A 14387-nucleotide genomic window follows, 5' to 3' on the forward strand; every position below is an offset into this window, starting at 1 on the left:
AACGGCCGACGGCGGGTCGGGCAGTGCCCGACCCGCCGTACCGGTGCTGCGCTCAGTCCTGCTTCTTGCGACGGCTGCCGAAGACGATCTCGTCCCAGCTGGGCACCGTGGCGCGCCGGCCGGGCCGGACACCGTCCGCTTCGGCCTGCCGGTCGGTGGTGCCGACCAGCCGCTCGCGGTGCGGGGAGACCGCCCGCGGCATCAGGATGTCCGCGTACGCCGAGCCGGCGCCGACGCTGGCCGCCGGGGCGGCCTGCTCCTCGGTCTCCGCCGGCTCCTCGGCGATCACCGGCTCCGCCACGGGGGCGGTGAGGTCGCCGCGGTAGGCGGGCACCACGTCGAGCAGGCTGGTGAGCGAATCCCGGGTCTCGGCCGTGGCCTCCCGGACCTCGCGCACCTCCCTGGCCTCGCGCGCCATGATCCGGTCGGGGAGGGCGGGCCGCTCGATCATCGGGCGGGCCGGCCGGTCCTGGGGGAGCCGGGCGATCCGCGGGATGAACGGGAAGACCTGCTCCTCCTCGCGCTCGACGTTCTCGCCGATCAGCGCGCGGGCCTCGTCGTCGTTCGGCTGGACCAGGCGGCGGGGCGGGTCGTACGTCCAGGTCGCCGTGCGGGTCTCGCCGTCGGCGCGGTAGGAGAGGAAGATCTCCCAGGTGCCGTCGTCCCGGCGCCAGGAGTCCCAGTTCTCGGCGTCCTTCTCGGCACCCCGCAGGGCCAGCCGCTCCGCGACCGCCTCGCCGAGCTGGGGACCGGTGGACTCGCCGTGCCGACGGATCGCGGTCTTCCGCGCCCGCTCGGCCATGAAGGCCCGCTCGGCCAGCACCGGACCCTCGAAGCGACGGACCCGGTCCACCGAGATGCCCGCCGCCTGCGCGACCTCCTCAGCGGAGGCACCGGCTCGTATCCGGGCCTGGATGTCACGGGGGCGGAGGTGGCTCTCGACCTCGATCTCGATCTGGCCGAGGCGCGGACGGTCACCCCTGATCGCGGCGCGGAGGCGCTCGTCGATGGGAAGGGTGTACTCCGTGCTGTCGGCAGCTTTGAGCACCAGCCGTGTGCCGTCGTTGCTGACGGCCACGACGCGCAGTTCGGGCACGGTTACCTCCCGGGTGGTGCCTGCCGACGTCACCTGCGTCGCTGCTCCCGTACTGAGTGTGGCCTGCCCACTCACGACTGGCCACAACCTTGCAGAGTTACTCGGCGTGTCGGGCTTTCGCCCGGCCCTGCCGTTGTGGCACGGTTGCCTGTTTGCCACGTCGTCGGTCGACGCTGCGCCCGGGATGCCCCGGCCGCCGTCTGATGGACAGTCGGCACTGATGACCGAAGGCTCAGGCTTCACGAACAGTACTCCATTCGTGGCACCCAGAGGGGCGGCTCGCCGCTCAAGTCTCCCGCGATTCACGGGAATCTCAAGGGTGGGCACTCCAATGGCCGACCGTCGATCAGTGCGCGGTGATCATCTTCACATATATCGACCGCCGAGAACCAGATTTTCGCCCGTTGTGTCCTTCTTTGTGCAAGATGGAGGGACTTTTCCCACTCCCAGCCGTACCCACCGAGGGATGTTGATGCCCCAGCAGCGCGCACCGCAGGACGTCGCCGAACCGTCCGCGCAGTCCGAGACGACCGCGAGCAAGCCCAGGCGGATCGACCTGAGCGTGGCTCAGGTGGCGGCCAGCGCACTGGCGACGATCGTCGGCGCACTGCTCGCCTCGGAGCTCGGGGTCTACGGCACGATCATCGGCGCGGCGGTGGTCAGCATCGGCGCCACCACCGGCGGGGCGATCTTCCAGCACCTGTTCCGGCGGGGCGGCGAACAGCTCCGGCAGGCGGTCGACCGGGTCGGCACCGGCCGGCAGCCGGCCCTGCCGCAGCCCGCCGGGGTGGCTCCGGTCACCGAGCTGTCCTCGGCGTGGAACGAACCGCGGACCGTCCGGGCGAAGCGGCGCTGGACGTGGAAGTCGTACCTGGCGGTCTCCGGCCTGGTCTTCGTGCTCGCGATGGGCCCGATCCTGGCCTTCGAGATGGCCACCGGCCAGCCGGTGTCCGCCACCGTGAAGGGGGAGAGCGGCTCGGGCACCTCGTTCGGTGGCACGGTGCAGCAGAAGCACGCCTCCACCCCGCCGGCCGATCCCGCCTCGACCCCGTCCGACGACGCCGGGTCGACCCCCTCCCACAGCCCGAGTCCGACCCCGTCCGGGACACCTTCGGGCACGCCGTCCTCGACCCCGAGCGGGAGCCCGTCCCCGACGCCGAGTCAGTCGCCGTCCGGCAGCCCCTCCGGCACCCCGTCCGCCCCGCCGTCGGCGGACCCGACCGGCAGCACCTCGCGGGACGCGGCCACGCCGATCGGGACGCCGTCGCCCTGACGGCCGGTCAGTCGCCCAGCACCCGGCGGAGGTAGTCGTTGGCGAACAGCCGGCCCGGGTCCACCTTGTCGCGCAGCGCGGTGAAGTCCGCGAAGTGCGGGTAGACCGACGCCAGGTACGCCGCGTCCCTGGTGTGCAGCTTCCCCCAGTGCGGACGGCCCTGGTGAGCGGTCATCAGCTTCTCCACCTCGGTGAAGTAGCCCTGCTCGGCGGTGCCCCGGTAGAGGTGCACGGCTATGTAGACGCTGTCCCGGCCGTTCGCGGTGGAGAGCCAGAGGTCGTCGGCGGGCGCCACCCGGACCTCGACGGGGAAGCTGATCCGCCAGTCCGACCGCTCCACCAGTGCCTTGAGCTCCCGCAGCACGGTGGTGGCCGCCGCGCGCGGCACGGCGTACTCCATCTCGATGAAGCGCACCTTGCGCGGGCTGGTGAACACCTTGTACGCCGTGTCGGTGAAGGTCCGCTCCGACCAGGCCCGGCTGGCCAGCTGGGCGATCGTCGGCACGGCGGCCGGGAACCGGCGGCCGACCCGGCAGGCGCCCTCCCAGACCGTGTTGGAGAGGAAGTCGTCGTCCAGCCAGGACTTGAATCTCGGCAGCGGCGCGGCCGGGCCCTGGCTGCGGTTGTTCCGCTTCACCGAGCAGCGGTCGGTGTGCGGGAACCAGTAGAACTCGAAGTGCTCGTTCACCGCCGTCAGGTCCTCGAAGGCGGACAGCACCTCCTCGAAGCCCATCGGCCGCTCGTGCGCCGTCAGCAGGAAGGCCGGCTCCACCCCGAAGGTCAACGCGGTCACCACCCCGAGCGCGCCGAGCCCGAGCCGGGCGCCCTGGAACAGCTCGGCGTTCTCGGTGGGGGAGCAGTGCTGCACGGTGCCGTCCGCGAGCACGATCTCGACCGCCCGGATCTGCGCCGCCAGCGAGCCGGAGTCCCGGCCGGTGCCGTGCGTACCGGTGCTGGTGGCCCCGGCCACGGTCTGCACCTCGATGTCGCCCATGTTGGTCAGCGACAGCCCGGCCGCCTCCAGCAACCGGTTCAGCTTCCACAGCGGCAGGCCGGACTCCACCGTCACCGTGCCGCCCGCGCGGTCCAGCTCCCGGACGGCGGTCAGCCCGTCGGGCCGCACCAGCACCCCGTCACCGGCGGACGCGATCGACGTGAACGAGTGCCCCGATCCGACCGCCTTGACCGTCCGTCCCTGCTCGGCCGCCTGCCGGAACACCTCGCCGAGCTGCTCGGCCGAAGCCGGCGCGACCGTCCGGCTGGGCCGGGCGCTCTGGTTGCCGGCCCAGTTCCGCCAGTCGACCGATGTGCCCTGGGGCATGGGGGTGCCTCCTGCTCCGGGGCCAACGGCACCCGTACGTACCGGTGGGTAGGGGGAGCGTAGCCACTCGACCCGCACAGGTCTACGGCCCACCGGCTCGGGGGCGACGCCGACCTTTCGGTACCTGGTGCACCACCAGGGGCTCGGGGAACTGCGACGCCGACCTTTGCAAGGTGATCGTCGAGTGGGTGGTCAGGCACTTTCGTAGTGACCCCGGCGCCAGATCTCCTCGCAGTTCCCCGAGCCCCTGGACCGTAGCTGCCCGGGCGCCTGCCAAAGGCGCAGCCGTGAGGGTGCGTCAGTCCCGGGCCGGCTCCGCCTCGGCCGTCGCCAGACCAGCCCGCAGGCGCGGCAGCCCGACGAACGCCACCACCATCCCGAACGTCGCGGCGGCGAGCGGCACCCAGTACCCCGCCGGGGCCCCTTCGGCGTCCACCACGAGCCCGGCCGTCGAGGACCCGAGGGCCACCCCGAGCGCCAGCCCGGTGGTGGTCCAGGTCATCCCCTCGGTGAGCTTCGCGGCCGGCACCAGCCGCTCCACCAGCGCCATCGCGGTGATCAGGGTCGGCGAGATGGAGAACCCGGCGACGAACAGCGCCGCGCTGATCGCGAGCAGCCCCCCGACGCCGTGCACCAGCTCACCGACCAGCAGCAGCGGCACCATGCTCGCGGCCATCACCGCCGCCCCGACCGGGAACCGGGTCGCCATCGACCCCTTGAGCTTGAGCGTCCCGAAGATCACTCCGGCCAGGCAGGAGCCCAGCGCGTAGACCGCGAGGACCAGACCGGTCCAGCTCTTGTGCCCCTGCTCCTCGGCGAACGCCAGGGTGACCACCTCGACCGAACCGAAGACCGCACCGGTCGCCACGAAGGTCACCACCAGCACCTGGAGCCCGCCCGAGAGGATCGCCGGGCCGCCGGTGTGGTGCTCGGCGGGGTGCACCGGGGGCTCGGTCCGCCGCTGGGCGGTGAACAGCAGCACGCCCACCGTCAGGAACACCCCGGCCAGCAGGATCCCGGCCTCCGGGAAGACGCTGGTGGCCAGCGTGATGGAGAGGATCGGGCCGATGATGAAGCAGATCTCGTCCACCACCGCCTCGAACGAGTACGCGGTGTGCAGCTTCGGCGGCGAGGAGTTGTAGAGGTGCGCCCAGCGGGCCCGGACCATCGAACCGGTGCTCGGCATCACGCCCATCCCGAAGGCGCAGACGAACAGCGTCCAGGTCGGCGCACCGGACCGGGCGCACAGCAGCAGCCCGACCGCGGCCAGCACGGTGACCGCGGTCGCCGGCAGGGTCACCCGGCGCTGTCCGTGCCGGTCCACCAGCCAGGAGACCGCCGGTCCGAGCACCGCCGCCGCGCACGCCATGGTGCCCGACACCCAGGCGGCCAGCCCGTACGAGCCCCGCAGCTGGGACAGCATGGTCACGATGCCGATCCCGGTCATCGAGATCGGCATCCGGGCGATGAAGCCGGCGAGGGAGAAGGCCAGGCTGCCGGGGGCGGCGAAGATCTGGCGGTAGCTGGACAGCAAGGGGGCTCCGCTGGGTCACAGTAAGGAACATTGGTCGCGTACACAGCTTACGTACTCGGACAACGGGGTTTCCTCACCCCGGACCTGACCCGGTGTCGGGTGCCGTTGGTGGCAGGATCGGAGCCATGTCCGACTCGCACTCCCTCACCCACCCTGCCGCCACCGCGGACCCGGCGCCTTTCGACGCGCTCCTGCTGCTCTCCTTCGGCGGGCCGGAGGCCCCCGAGGACGTGGTGCCGTTCCTGGAGAACGTCACCCGGGGCCGGGGCATCCCGAAGGAACGGCTGGCCGAGGTCGGCAAGCACTACTTCCTGTTCGGCGGGGTCAGCCCGATCAACGAGCAGAACCGCGAACTGCTCGCCGCGCTGCGCAAGGACTTCGCCGGGCACGGCCTCGACCTGCCGGTCTACTGGGGCAACCGGAACTGGGCGCCGTACCTGACCGACACGCTGCGCGAGATCGCCACCGACGGCCACCGCCGGGTGCTGGTGCTGGCCACCAGCGCGTACGCGGGGTACTCGGGCTGCCGGCAGTACCGGGAGAACCTGGCCGACGCGCTGGCCACCCTGGCGGAGGAGGGGCGGCCCGCCCTGGAGGTCGCCAAGCTCCGGCACTTCTACAACCACCCGGGCTTCGTCGGCCCGATGGTCGACGCCACCCTGGCCGCGCTCGCCGAGCTGCCCGCCGGGGTGCGCGACGGCGCGCAGCTCGCCTTCACCACCCACTCCATCCCGGACGCCATGGCCGAGACCTCGGGTGCCCCCGACGACCCGGCCCGGGGCACCCCCGGCGGCGCGTACGTCGCCCAGCACCTGGAGGTGGCCCGGCTGGTCGCCGAGGCCGTCGCCACCGCCACCGGGGTGGCCGACCGCCCCTGGGAGCTGGTCTTCCAGAGCCGCAGCGGCGCCCCGCACATCCCCTGGCTGGAACCGGACATCTGCGACCACCTGGAGTCGCTGAAGGCGGCCGGGGCGCAGGCTGCCGTGATGGTGCCGATCGGCTTCGTCTCCGACCACATGGAGGTCAAGTACGACCTCGACACCGAGGCCACCGCCAAGGCGGCCGAACTCGGCCTGCCGGTCAGCCGGGCGGCCACCGTCGGGGCGGACCCCCGGTTCACCGCAGCCGTCCGGGACCTGGTGCTGGAGCGGGCCGCGACCGAGCGGGGGGCGGCCGTCGAGCGCTGCGCGCTGGGGGCACTCGGCCCCAGCCACGACGTGTGCGCGGTGGCCTGCTGCCCCAACCCGCGCGCCCCCCGCCCCGCCGCCGCCCAGCTCTGACACCCCGTCATCCGCCGGAAGGAATCCCCGTGCCCGACCTCGCCCTGTCCGACGACCTGCTGGACGAACTCCTCGACGTCGCCCTGGAGGCGGCCGGCCGGGCCGGCACCCTGCTCCGCGACGGCCGCCCCGCCGACCTCGGCGTGGCCGCCACCAAGAGCAGCCCGGTCGACGTGGTGACCGAGATGGACCTCGCCTCCGAGAAGCTGATCCTGGAGCTGATCAACGCCCGCCGCCCCACCGACGGCTACCTCGGCGAGGAGGGCGCCGACCACCCCGGCACCAGTGGCGTCCGCTGGGTGGTGGACCCGCTCGACGGCACCGTCAACTACCTGTACGGGCTGCCCTCCTGGGGCGTCAGCGTGGCCGCCGAACTGGACGGCGAGGCCGTGGTCGGCGTGGTCGCGGTCCCCGCCCGGGGCGAGCTGTTCCACGCCGTGCTCGGCCGGGGGGCCTACCTGGACGGCGCCCCGATCCGCTGCCGCCCGGCCCCGCCCTGGGGCCAGGCACTGGTCGGCACCGGCTTCAACTACGTCCAGTCCGCCCGGGTCCGCCAGGCCGAGGTGCTGCTCGCCCTGATGCCCGAGGTCCGCGACATCCGCCGGGCGGGCGCCGCCGCGGTCGACCTCTGCGACGTCGCGGCCGGCCGCCTGGACGCCTTCTACGAACGCGGCCTCCAGCCCTGGGACCGCGCCGCCGGCGCCCTCATCGCCGCCGAGGCCGGCGCCCACACCGGCGGCCCCGAAGGCATGACCTGCACCGCCCCACCCGGCACCTACGAACACCTCCTCACCCGCCTCCAGGCCCTCAACGCCTGAACCCTCGGCAGATTCTTCGGAAGGGTCAGGGGCTCGGGGCTCTGCTGATGTGCGGCTCCGCCGTGTGGGCGACGCCGGCATTTTTGCAGGTGCTTCGGGGCTACGGTCCAGGGGCTCGGGGCTCTGCTGATGTGCGGCTCCGCCGCGTGGGCGACGCCGGCTTTTTGCAGGTGCTTCGGGGCTACGGTCCAGGGGCTCGGGGAACTGCGACGCCGGCCTCGGAAAAGGTGATCGTCGTGTGGGGGGTCAGGCACTTTCGCAGTGACACCCGCCGGCCACGAACCGTCGCCGTTCCCCGAGCCCCTGGGTAGTGCAACCTCGGGACCCGCAAAAAGCTGAGCGCATGCAGAAGCCCTGGCACACGGGGGGTGCCAGGGCTTGGTGGTGCGTACTGCAGGAATCAGGCGGCGGCGCGGTGCATCTCGCGCACGGGGTCGATGCCGTGTTCGGCGGCGAGCCTGCGGAGGTCGTCCAGTTCGGACTGCTCGACCTCGGCGAGGAACTCGTCACCGGACTCGAGAGCGCGGTGCAGATCTGCTTCGGCGTTCCTTATGCGCTGAATGATGCCGGCGGTGAAGGCGTCCATTCTGGCCCCCTTGCTTTGTCGGACGGGCACGGTCCGGCGTTCCCCGGAACGGGCTTCGGTGCCAACGGAAATGCCCCAGCCGGTGGTGCTCTCCCCGGCTGGTGCGGTGGCGGTCAGGGACCGCCCGATGGACTCCGATACCCGGGCCGGTGCGGATGAACGCACGGCGGGTGGTGACTGCGATCGGCGCTTCAGCCCGATCGCCGGTGTGAAGCTGTCCTCCCCGCCACCGACGGCGGGAAACCTGAGTCACCGAGAAAGTTGCCCGCGTCACAGTCCGTTCGTGGAACCGGAGCCCTGCAGGTTCCCCCGCTTACCGGTGCTTTACCGGCCGACCAGGCAGGATGTAACCACCGTCGGACTGGGGTGCCCGACCTCGGCCGCCCCCCGTTCCGCGCCCGCGCACCCACGGCCTGCGCGGACGGAGTCACGGTGGGCCGCTGTTGGAGAAGGGACGACCACCGTGCGGGTTCTCGTTGTGGAGGACGAGCAACTGCTCGCCGAAGCCGTTGCCACCGGACTGCGCCGCGAGGCGATGGCCGTCGACGTGGTGTACGACGGCGAGGCGGCGTTGCAGCGGATCTCGGTCAACGACTACGACGTGGTGGTGCTGGACCGCGACCTCCCGCTGGTGCACGGCGACGACGTCTGCCGCAGCATCGTCGAGCAGAGCCTGGCCACCCGGGTGATCATGCTGACCGCCTCCGGCGACATCAGCGACCGGGTCGAGGGGCTGGAGATCGGCGCCGACGACTACCTGCCCAAGCCGTTCGCGTTCAGCGAGCTGGTCGCCCGGGTCAGGGCGCTCGGCCGTCGGGCGACCGTACCGCTGCCGCCGGTGCTGGAGCGGGCCGGGATCTCGCTGGACCCGGGTCGCCGCGAGGTGCTCCGGGACGGCAAGCCGGTCCAGCTGGCGCCCAAGGAGTTCGCCGTGCTGGAGGTCCTGATGCGGGCCGGCGGTGCGGTGGTCTCGGCCGAGCAGCTGCTGGAGAAGGCCTGGGACGAGCACACCGACCCGTTCACCAACGTGGTCCGGGTGACCGTGATGACCCTGCGCCGCAAGCTCGGCGACCCCGCCGTGATCGTCACCGTGCCGGGCTCCGGGTACCGGATCTGACCGACCCTCAGCCCCCGCCACCCCGCACCCGGACCGCACCCGAGAGGACAGCCATGACCACCCCGCCCCCCACCGGCGGGGCCCCCGGCGCGCATTCCGGCGCCCCGGTGCCGCCGCGCCCGACCCAGCCCCCGACCGTCGCACCGGCCCGGCCGACGCCCCAAGTGGTGCACGGCGAGGGCCTGTTCAGCTGGCTGCCGCTGCGCCCCACCATCCGGATCAGGCTCACCCTGCTGTACGGCGGGATGTTCCTGATGGCCGGCGTGGTGCTGCTGATGCTGATGTACTTCTTCGTCCGGCAGGCCTTCTACGACGCCGCGCTGCCGCCGCTCCGGCTGGGCTCGAACGTGCAGATCCAGACCGAGGACGGCACCGTGATCACGGCGGCCAACTTCGAGCAGTGGCTGCGGCACTTCCAGAGCGTCCAGGCCGAGGCCGCGCTGACCACCCTGCTGCGCAAGTCGCTGACCGTGCTGGTCTGCCTCGCGGTGATCGCGTTCATCCTCGGCTACGCGATGGCCGGCCGGGTGCTGCGCCCGCTCAACCGGATCACCAGGACCGCCCGCGAGGTGGCCGGTTCCGACCTGCACCGGCGGATCGACATGGACGGCCCGGACGACGAGCTCAAGGAGCTGGCCGACACCTTCGACGACATGCTGGAGCGGCTGGACCGGGCCTTCGACTCGCAACGCCGGTTCGTCGCCAACGCCTCGCACGAGCTGCGCACCCCGCTGGCGATCAACCGGACCCTGCTGGAGGTCCAGCTCTCCGACCCGGAGGCGTCGGCCGACCTGCAGCAGCTCGGCAAGACCCTGCTGGCCACCAACGAGCGCAGCGAGCAGCTGGTGGAGGGCCTGCTGCTGCTGGCCCGCAGCGACAACGAGCTCACCGACCGCCGCCCGATAGAGCTCGCCGAGGTGGCGGTCCGGGCGCTGGAGCAGATCCGCCCCGAGGCGGCCGGGCGGGAGGTCGAGCTGCGTTCGGTGCTGGAACCGGTCCAGGTCAGCGGGAACGGCGTGCTGCTGGAGCGGATCGCGCTCAACCTGCTGCAGAACGCGACCCGGTACAACACCCCCGGCGGCTGGGTGGAGATCACCACCTCGCCGGTGCCGGGCGGGGCGGGTGAGCTGGTGGTGAGCAACACCGGGCCGGTGGTGCCGGGGTACGAGCTAGAGCACATCTTCGAGCCGTTCCGCCGGGTGAAGGGCGCCGACCGGACCCGGAGCGACAAGGGGGTCGGGCTCGGCCTCTCGATCGTCCGCTCGGTGGTCCGTGCGCACGGCGGGGCCATCGAGGCCTCCGCGCGCGCCGGGGGCGGCCTCACCATCCGGGTCCGGATCCCGGGAGCCTGACCCACCCCTATCGCCCGTGAGGGGTCGCCGCAGCCACCCCAGTGTCCTTTTCGGTCGGATTTCGCTCCGTGCGCGGAGCATCCCGGCAGGCCCCCGAGCCGCCCCCACCAGGCCAGTCGGCATGACAAACGGCCTGGCGGGGGCGGCTTGTCATTTTCGGTCGGGACAACTTACGGTGTCGTAACCTACGGAGCCGTAAGGTTGGTCGTAGCCACCCGGCCAGACGCGACCCCCGTCGTCCCTGCCCCGCCCTTTCAGGAGCACCGCCGTGACCATCGCACCCGAGCAGCGCACCGCCGCCACCCCTTCCGCCGCCTCGCTCACCACCGCGGGCTGGACCGACGCGCGATTGATCATGGCGCTCGAGGAGGTCGTCGAGGTCGAGCTGAACCGGCACCTGAAGGTCGCCAAGGAGTGGATGCCGCACGAGTACGTGCCCTGGAGCCTGGGGCGCGACTTCGACGGCGTGCTCGGCGGCGAGGCCTGGGCGCTGGACCAGTCCAAGGTGACGCCGCTCGGCCGGATCGCGCTGGTGGTCAACCTGCTCACCGAGGACAACCTCCCCAGCTACCACCACGAGATCGCCACCATGTTCGGCCGCGAGGGCGCCTGGGGCACCTGGGTGCACCGCTGGACGGCGGAGGAGGGCCGGCACGGCATAGCCATTCGCGACTACCTGCTGGCCACCCGGGCCGTCGACCCGGTGGAGCTGGAGCGGGCCCGGATGACGCACATGGCCGAGGGCTTCGAGTCGGACAACGCGCACAGCATGCTGCACTCGGTCGCGTACGTGGCCTTCCAGGAGCTGGCCACCCGGATCTCGCACCGCAACACCGGCCACTTCTCGGGCGACCCGGTCTGCGACCAGCTGCTCGCGAAGATCGCCAACGACGAGAACCTGCACATGGTCTTCTACCGGAACCTGCTCAAGGCGGCCATGGAGATCGCGCCGGACCAGGCCATGCGGGCCATCGCCGACGTGGTGATCGACTTCCGGATGCCGGGCCACGGCATGCCCGGCTTCGAGCGCTCGGCGGCCCAGCTCGCCATCGGCGGGGTCTACAACCTCCGGATCCACCACGACGACGTGCTGCAGCCGGTGCTGCGCCACCTCAAGGTGATGGAGGTCGGCGGGCTCGGCGCGGCCGGTCAGCAGGCTCAGCAGGAGCTCGGCGTCTTCCTCGGCGCACTCGACGCGCAGGCCACCAAGTTCGACGAGCGGCAGGCCGCGCTGCTCGCGCGACGGGCCGCGAACGCCGCCAAGAAGTAGCCGTCGGGTGGGTGGATTTCCAGGATTTGCCCGAAAAGTTCAGACTGTGAGGAAGCTCACACAAAGTGGCCCGACACGTTCGGATGATCTCTCAGGGTGATCACCGGTTCGGGCCACCGGGTCGCCGACGGTGACCGTCGTCCGTCCGGCGGGATTTGTCGACACATCATCAAGTCGTCGCGGGTGCAGGTGAGTTGACGGATGGCCGATCGAGCACCGGCTACCGAACGTCATGGTCCGAACGGTCGGTCGGCCCCCCGGAGGGAGCTCTCCGTGAGGCCGTTCGGACCGCTGGGCAGGGCCCTGAAGAGGCCGTTCGCGGATGTCGATTGAGTAACAGGGCTTGAAGTAAGGCAAAATCTCCGCCTCGGGTCGGGCACAAGACCGGCCCCCCATGCGTTACGTGCGCTGGAGATACCGCACACACCCAGAGGGGGAGAGCGAACAATGGCAACGGACTACGACACCCCGCGCAAGACCGACGACGATGTCAACGAGGACAGCATCGAGGAGCTCAAGGCTCGTCGGAACGAGAAGAGCACCAGCTCGGTCGACGTCGACGAGTTCGACGCGGCGGAGGGCCTCGAGCTCCCCGGCGCTGACCTTTCCAACGAGGAACTCTCCGTCCGGGTGCTTCCGCGCCAGGCCGACGAGTTCACCTGCATGAGCTGCTTCCTGGTGCACCACCGGAGCCAGCTCTTCGGTGAGAAGAACGGGCAGCCCATCTGCCAGGACTGCGGCGCCTGAGCACCGGGCGGGAAGGCCCGGCCCGGCGGATCCCCGTCGGTTCGGCACACCGCCCCGCCCGGCCTTGGGCAGCAAGGCCGGAGGCAGCAACTGCGGTCACCCCGGCGGCCGCTCCAGCACCACCGCGCGACCGGACCCACCGGTCGGGTCGCAGTACGGAACACAGGGACGGTCCCGCGTGCACATGCGCGGAGCCGTCCCTCCGCCGTTTCCGGGGCCGGGCGAGGTACGGGGCGGGGTCAGCCGTGCCGGCCCCGGCGGGCCTCGGCCAGCGCGTCGGCCAGCCGCTGCGGCGACCGGGTCGACAGGTAGACGTACGGGGTCGGGTCGGCCGGGTCGGTGATCTCGACCCGCAGCGCGGTCGGCACGTAGCTGCGCAGCAGCATGAAGGCGCGCGGGTCCGCCTTCACGGACCGCCAGGCCACCGTCTCGGCCGGGTTCAGCACGTGGGCGGTGCCGAGCACGTCGGCCGGGATCCGGGCCTGGCCGGCCACCAGGGAGCCCTGCACCACCCGGATCCGGGCGGAGCCGTAGCTGCTCAGCGCGGCGGCTCCGGCGACGATGCCGACCACCAGACCGACCAGGGCGCCGATCGCACTGAACCGCAGCATGATCAACGCCAGCGAGAGGCCGAGCGCAACGGGAAGCAGCCACCAGCTGCGGGGGACGGTGAGGCGTTCGTCGTACATGCCCCCATTGTGTGCGCCGCCGCCGGGCCCTCCGCCGCCGCCTCCCCCCGGAGTTCCCGCCGTTCCTCCGCCGGCCTCCCCCGTGGACGGCCGGTGCGGTCGGTGCTACCCACCGGTAAGGTCGCCGCTGTGAACGGACCAGCCGCCTTCCCGCCTGCGCAGCAGGGCTCCGAGCAGCCCGTCGCCCGCGCCACCGCCCTGCCGCCGACCACGCCCCCGGCCGACGCCGTGCTGCCGCCCCGGGCGCCCGAGGCACCCGTGCCCGGCACCCTGCTCGGCTCGCACTACGACCACTGCTTCGGCTGCGGTCCGCAGCACCCGCAGGGCCTCCAGCTGACCGCCGTGGCGGGCGAGGGCCTGAACGTCACGGCCGAGTTCACCGTCCGCCCCGGCCACCAGGGCGGCCCGGGGCTGGCCCACGGCGGCGTGCTGATGACGGCGATGGACGAGACACTCGGCACGCTCAACTGGCTGCTGCACATGGCTGCCGTGACCGGTCGGCTGGAGAGCGACTTCGTCCGTCCGGTCCCGGTCGACTCCACGCTGCACATCCACGCCTGGGTGACCGGCGTGAAGGGCCGCAAGATCTACAGCGCGGCCGAGGGCCGGATCGGCGGCCCGGAGGGGCCGGTCGCCATCCGGGCGCAGGCGCTCTTCATCCAGGTGAAACTGGAACACTTCACCACGCACGGGCGTCCCGAGGACATCAAGAAAGCCCTGGACGACCCGGATCTGTTCAAGCGTGCCCGAGCCTTCGAGGTGAACCCGTGAGTACCACCGCCCGCCCGCCGGTCGACGTCCTGATCACCCGTTTCGATCCGGAGCTGCCGCTGCCGGCGTACGAGCACCCCGGCGACGCCGGAGCCGACCTGCGCACCACCGTGGACGCCGAGCTCGCCCCTGGTGAGCGCGCCGTGCTGCCGACCGGGATCGGCATCGCCCTGCCGGACGGTTACGCCGCCTTCGTGCACCCGCGCTCGGGGCTCGCGGCCCGGTGCGGAGTTGCACTGGTGAACGCCCCGGGGACGGTCGATGCCGGGTACCGTGGTGAGATCAAGGTGATTCTGGTAAACCTCGACCCGCGCGAGGGAGTCAGCTTCCGCCGTGGGGACCGAATCGCCCAGCTGGTGATCCAGCAGGTCGAGAAGGCGAGTTTCCACGAGGTGGCCGAACTTCCCGGTTCGGCCCGTGCCGAAGGTGGGTTCGGGTCGACCGGAGGTCACGAGAGGGTTACCATGCCCGCGCCAGCGCAGTAGCCGAGCAGTAGTCGAGCAGGTATTCGCATCGGTCTTGGACCGGGAAGG

The 14387-nt window shown here is 71.8% G+C and carries 14 protein-coding genes; 9 read left to right on the plus strand and 5 right to left on the minus strand.

Translation table 11 applies throughout. The features are described 5' to 3' along the window. Nucleotides 1–52 precede the first annotated feature (52 nt). Nucleotides 53–1129, minus strand: coding sequence for a septation protein SepH (gene sepH / locus OHV05_RS24130; RefSeq protein WP_405019496.1), 1077 nt, complete (start codon nucleotides 1127–1129; stop codon nucleotides 53–55). A gap of 433 nt (nucleotides 1130–1562) precedes the next feature. Between sepH and OHV05_RS24135 the strand changes: the two genes are divergently transcribed. Next, the gene (locus tag OHV05_RS24135) at nucleotides 1563–2369 is read left to right on the plus strand and encodes a hypothetical protein (RefSeq protein WP_405019497.1); all 807 of its coding nucleotides are present in this window, start codon (nucleotides 1563–1565) and stop codon (nucleotides 2367–2369) included. A 7-nt stretch (nucleotides 2370–2376) separates the two neighbouring features. On the opposite strand, the gene OHV05_RS24140 is transcribed toward OHV05_RS24135, so the two are convergent. Both OHV05_RS24140 and OHV05_RS24145 read right to left on the minus strand, forming a co-directional pair. Next, complete coding sequence (locus tag OHV05_RS24140; RefSeq protein WP_405019498.1) at nucleotides 2377–3690, minus strand: D-arabinono-1,4-lactone oxidase; 1314 nt, start codon at nucleotides 3688–3690, stop codon at nucleotides 2377–2379. Between the two features lie 298 nt (nucleotides 3691–3988). Continuing rightward, the gene (locus OHV05_RS24145) at nucleotides 3989–5224 is read right to left on the minus strand and encodes an MFS transporter (RefSeq protein ID WP_405019499.1); all 1236 of its coding nucleotides are present in this window, start codon (nucleotides 5222–5224) and stop codon (nucleotides 3989–3991) included. 125 nt (nucleotides 5225–5349) lie between these two features. On the opposite strand from OHV05_RS24145, the gene OHV05_RS24150 reads away from it, so the two are divergent. Continuing rightward, nucleotides 5350–6504 (plus strand): ferrochelatase, encoded by a 1155-nt coding sequence (locus OHV05_RS24150; protein WP_405019500.1) that lies wholly within the window; start codon nucleotides 5350–5352, stop codon nucleotides 6502–6504. A 44-nt stretch (nucleotides 6505–6548) separates the two neighbouring features. After that, nucleotides 6549–7322: an inositol monophosphatase family protein gene (locus OHV05_RS24155; RefSeq protein WP_405021531.1), complete on the plus strand. Its 774-nt coding sequence runs from the start codon at nucleotides 6549–6551 to the stop codon at nucleotides 7320–7322. A gap of 400 nt (nucleotides 7323–7722) precedes the next feature. On the opposite strand, the gene OHV05_RS24160 is transcribed toward OHV05_RS24155, so the two are convergent. After that, on the minus strand, nucleotides 7723–7908 hold the full coding sequence (locus tag OHV05_RS24160) for a hypothetical protein (protein ID WP_057229287.1): 186 nt from the start codon (nucleotides 7906–7908) through the stop codon (nucleotides 7723–7725). 463 nt (nucleotides 7909–8371) lie between these two features. Here OHV05_RS24160 and OHV05_RS24165 point away from each other — a divergent pair, with 463 nt between their 5' ends. The 4 genes from OHV05_RS24165 to OHV05_RS24180 all read left to right on the plus strand — a co-directional run bounded on the left by OHV05_RS24165 (nucleotide 8372) and on the right by OHV05_RS24180 (nucleotide 12394). Then, nucleotides 8372–9025, plus strand: coding sequence for a response regulator transcription factor (locus tag OHV05_RS24165; RefSeq protein WP_403041682.1), 654 nt, complete (start codon nucleotides 8372–8374; stop codon nucleotides 9023–9025). Between the two features lie 53 nt (nucleotides 9026–9078). Further along, the gene (locus OHV05_RS24170) at nucleotides 9079–10377 is read left to right on the plus strand and encodes a sensor histidine kinase (protein ID WP_405019501.1); all 1299 of its coding nucleotides are present in this window, start codon (nucleotides 9079–9081) and stop codon (nucleotides 10375–10377) included. A gap of 268 nt (nucleotides 10378–10645) precedes the next feature. Continuing rightward, nucleotides 10646–11647, plus strand: coding sequence for an acyl-ACP desaturase (locus OHV05_RS24175; RefSeq protein ID WP_403041687.1), 1002 nt, complete (start codon nucleotides 10646–10648; stop codon nucleotides 11645–11647). Nucleotides 11648–12094: 447 nt separating this feature from the next. Continuing rightward, the gene (locus OHV05_RS24180; protein ID WP_057229281.1) at nucleotides 12095–12394 is read left to right on the plus strand and encodes a DUF4193 domain-containing protein; all 300 of its coding nucleotides are present in this window, start codon (nucleotides 12095–12097) and stop codon (nucleotides 12392–12394) included. Nucleotides 12395–12633: 239 nt separating this feature from the next. On the opposite strand, the gene OHV05_RS24185 is transcribed toward OHV05_RS24180, so the two are convergent. Continuing rightward, nucleotides 12634–13083 carry a DUF3093 domain-containing protein gene (locus OHV05_RS24185; RefSeq protein ID WP_403041690.1) on the minus strand — a complete coding sequence of 150 codons (450 nt, stop codon included), beginning with the start codon at nucleotides 13081–13083 and terminating at the stop codon, nucleotides 12634–12636. Between the two features lie 198 nt (nucleotides 13084–13281). Here OHV05_RS24185 and OHV05_RS24190 point away from each other — a divergent pair, with 198 nt between their 5' ends. After that, the gene (locus OHV05_RS24190; protein WP_405021532.1) at nucleotides 13282–13854 is read left to right on the plus strand and encodes a PaaI family thioesterase; all 573 of its coding nucleotides are present in this window, start codon (nucleotides 13282–13284) and stop codon (nucleotides 13852–13854) included. After that, the gene (gene dut / locus OHV05_RS24195) at nucleotides 13851–14339 is read left to right on the plus strand and encodes a dUTP diphosphatase (protein ID WP_403041693.1); all 489 of its coding nucleotides are present in this window, start codon (nucleotides 13851–13853) and stop codon (nucleotides 14337–14339) included. The genes OHV05_RS24190 and dut overlap by 4 nt, the downstream gene beginning before the upstream one ends. The last annotated feature ends 48 nt before the right edge of the window (nucleotides 14340–14387 follow it).

Origin of the sequence: Kitasatospora sp. NBC_00070, assembly GCF_045041205.1 — a bacterium.
In the GTDB taxonomy this organism is placed as follows: Bacteria; Actinomycetota; Actinomycetes; order Streptomycetales; family Streptomycetaceae; genus Kitasatospora.

Bases quoted from the DNA above. Each gene is read 5' to 3' on its own strand.
- OHV05_RS24180 (WP_057229281.1), top strand. From the start codon at position 12,095: ATGGCAACGGACTACGACACCCCGCGCAAGACCGACGACGATGTCAAC.
- OHV05_RS24140 (WP_405019498.1), bottom strand. From the start codon at position 3,690: ATGCCCCAGGGCACATCGGTCGACTGGCGGAACTGGGCCGGCAACCAG.
- OHV05_RS24150 (WP_405019500.1), top strand. From the start codon at position 5,350: ATGTCCGACTCGCACTCCCTCACCCACCCTGCCGCCACCGCGGACCCG.
- OHV05_RS24135 (WP_405019497.1), top strand. From the start codon at position 1,563: ATGTTGATGCCCCAGCAGCGCGCACCGCAGGACGTCGCCGAACCGTCC.
- OHV05_RS24185 (WP_403041690.1), bottom strand. From the start codon at position 13,083: ATGTACGACGAACGCCTCACCGTCCCCCGCAGCTGGTGGCTGCTTCCC.
- OHV05_RS24160 (WP_057229287.1), bottom strand. From the start codon at position 7,908: ATGGACGCCTTCACCGCCGGCATCATTCAGCGCATAAGGAACGCCGAA.
- OHV05_RS24170 (WP_405019501.1), top strand. From the start codon at position 9,079: ATGACCACCCCGCCCCCCACCGGCGGGGCCCCCGGCGCGCATTCCGGC.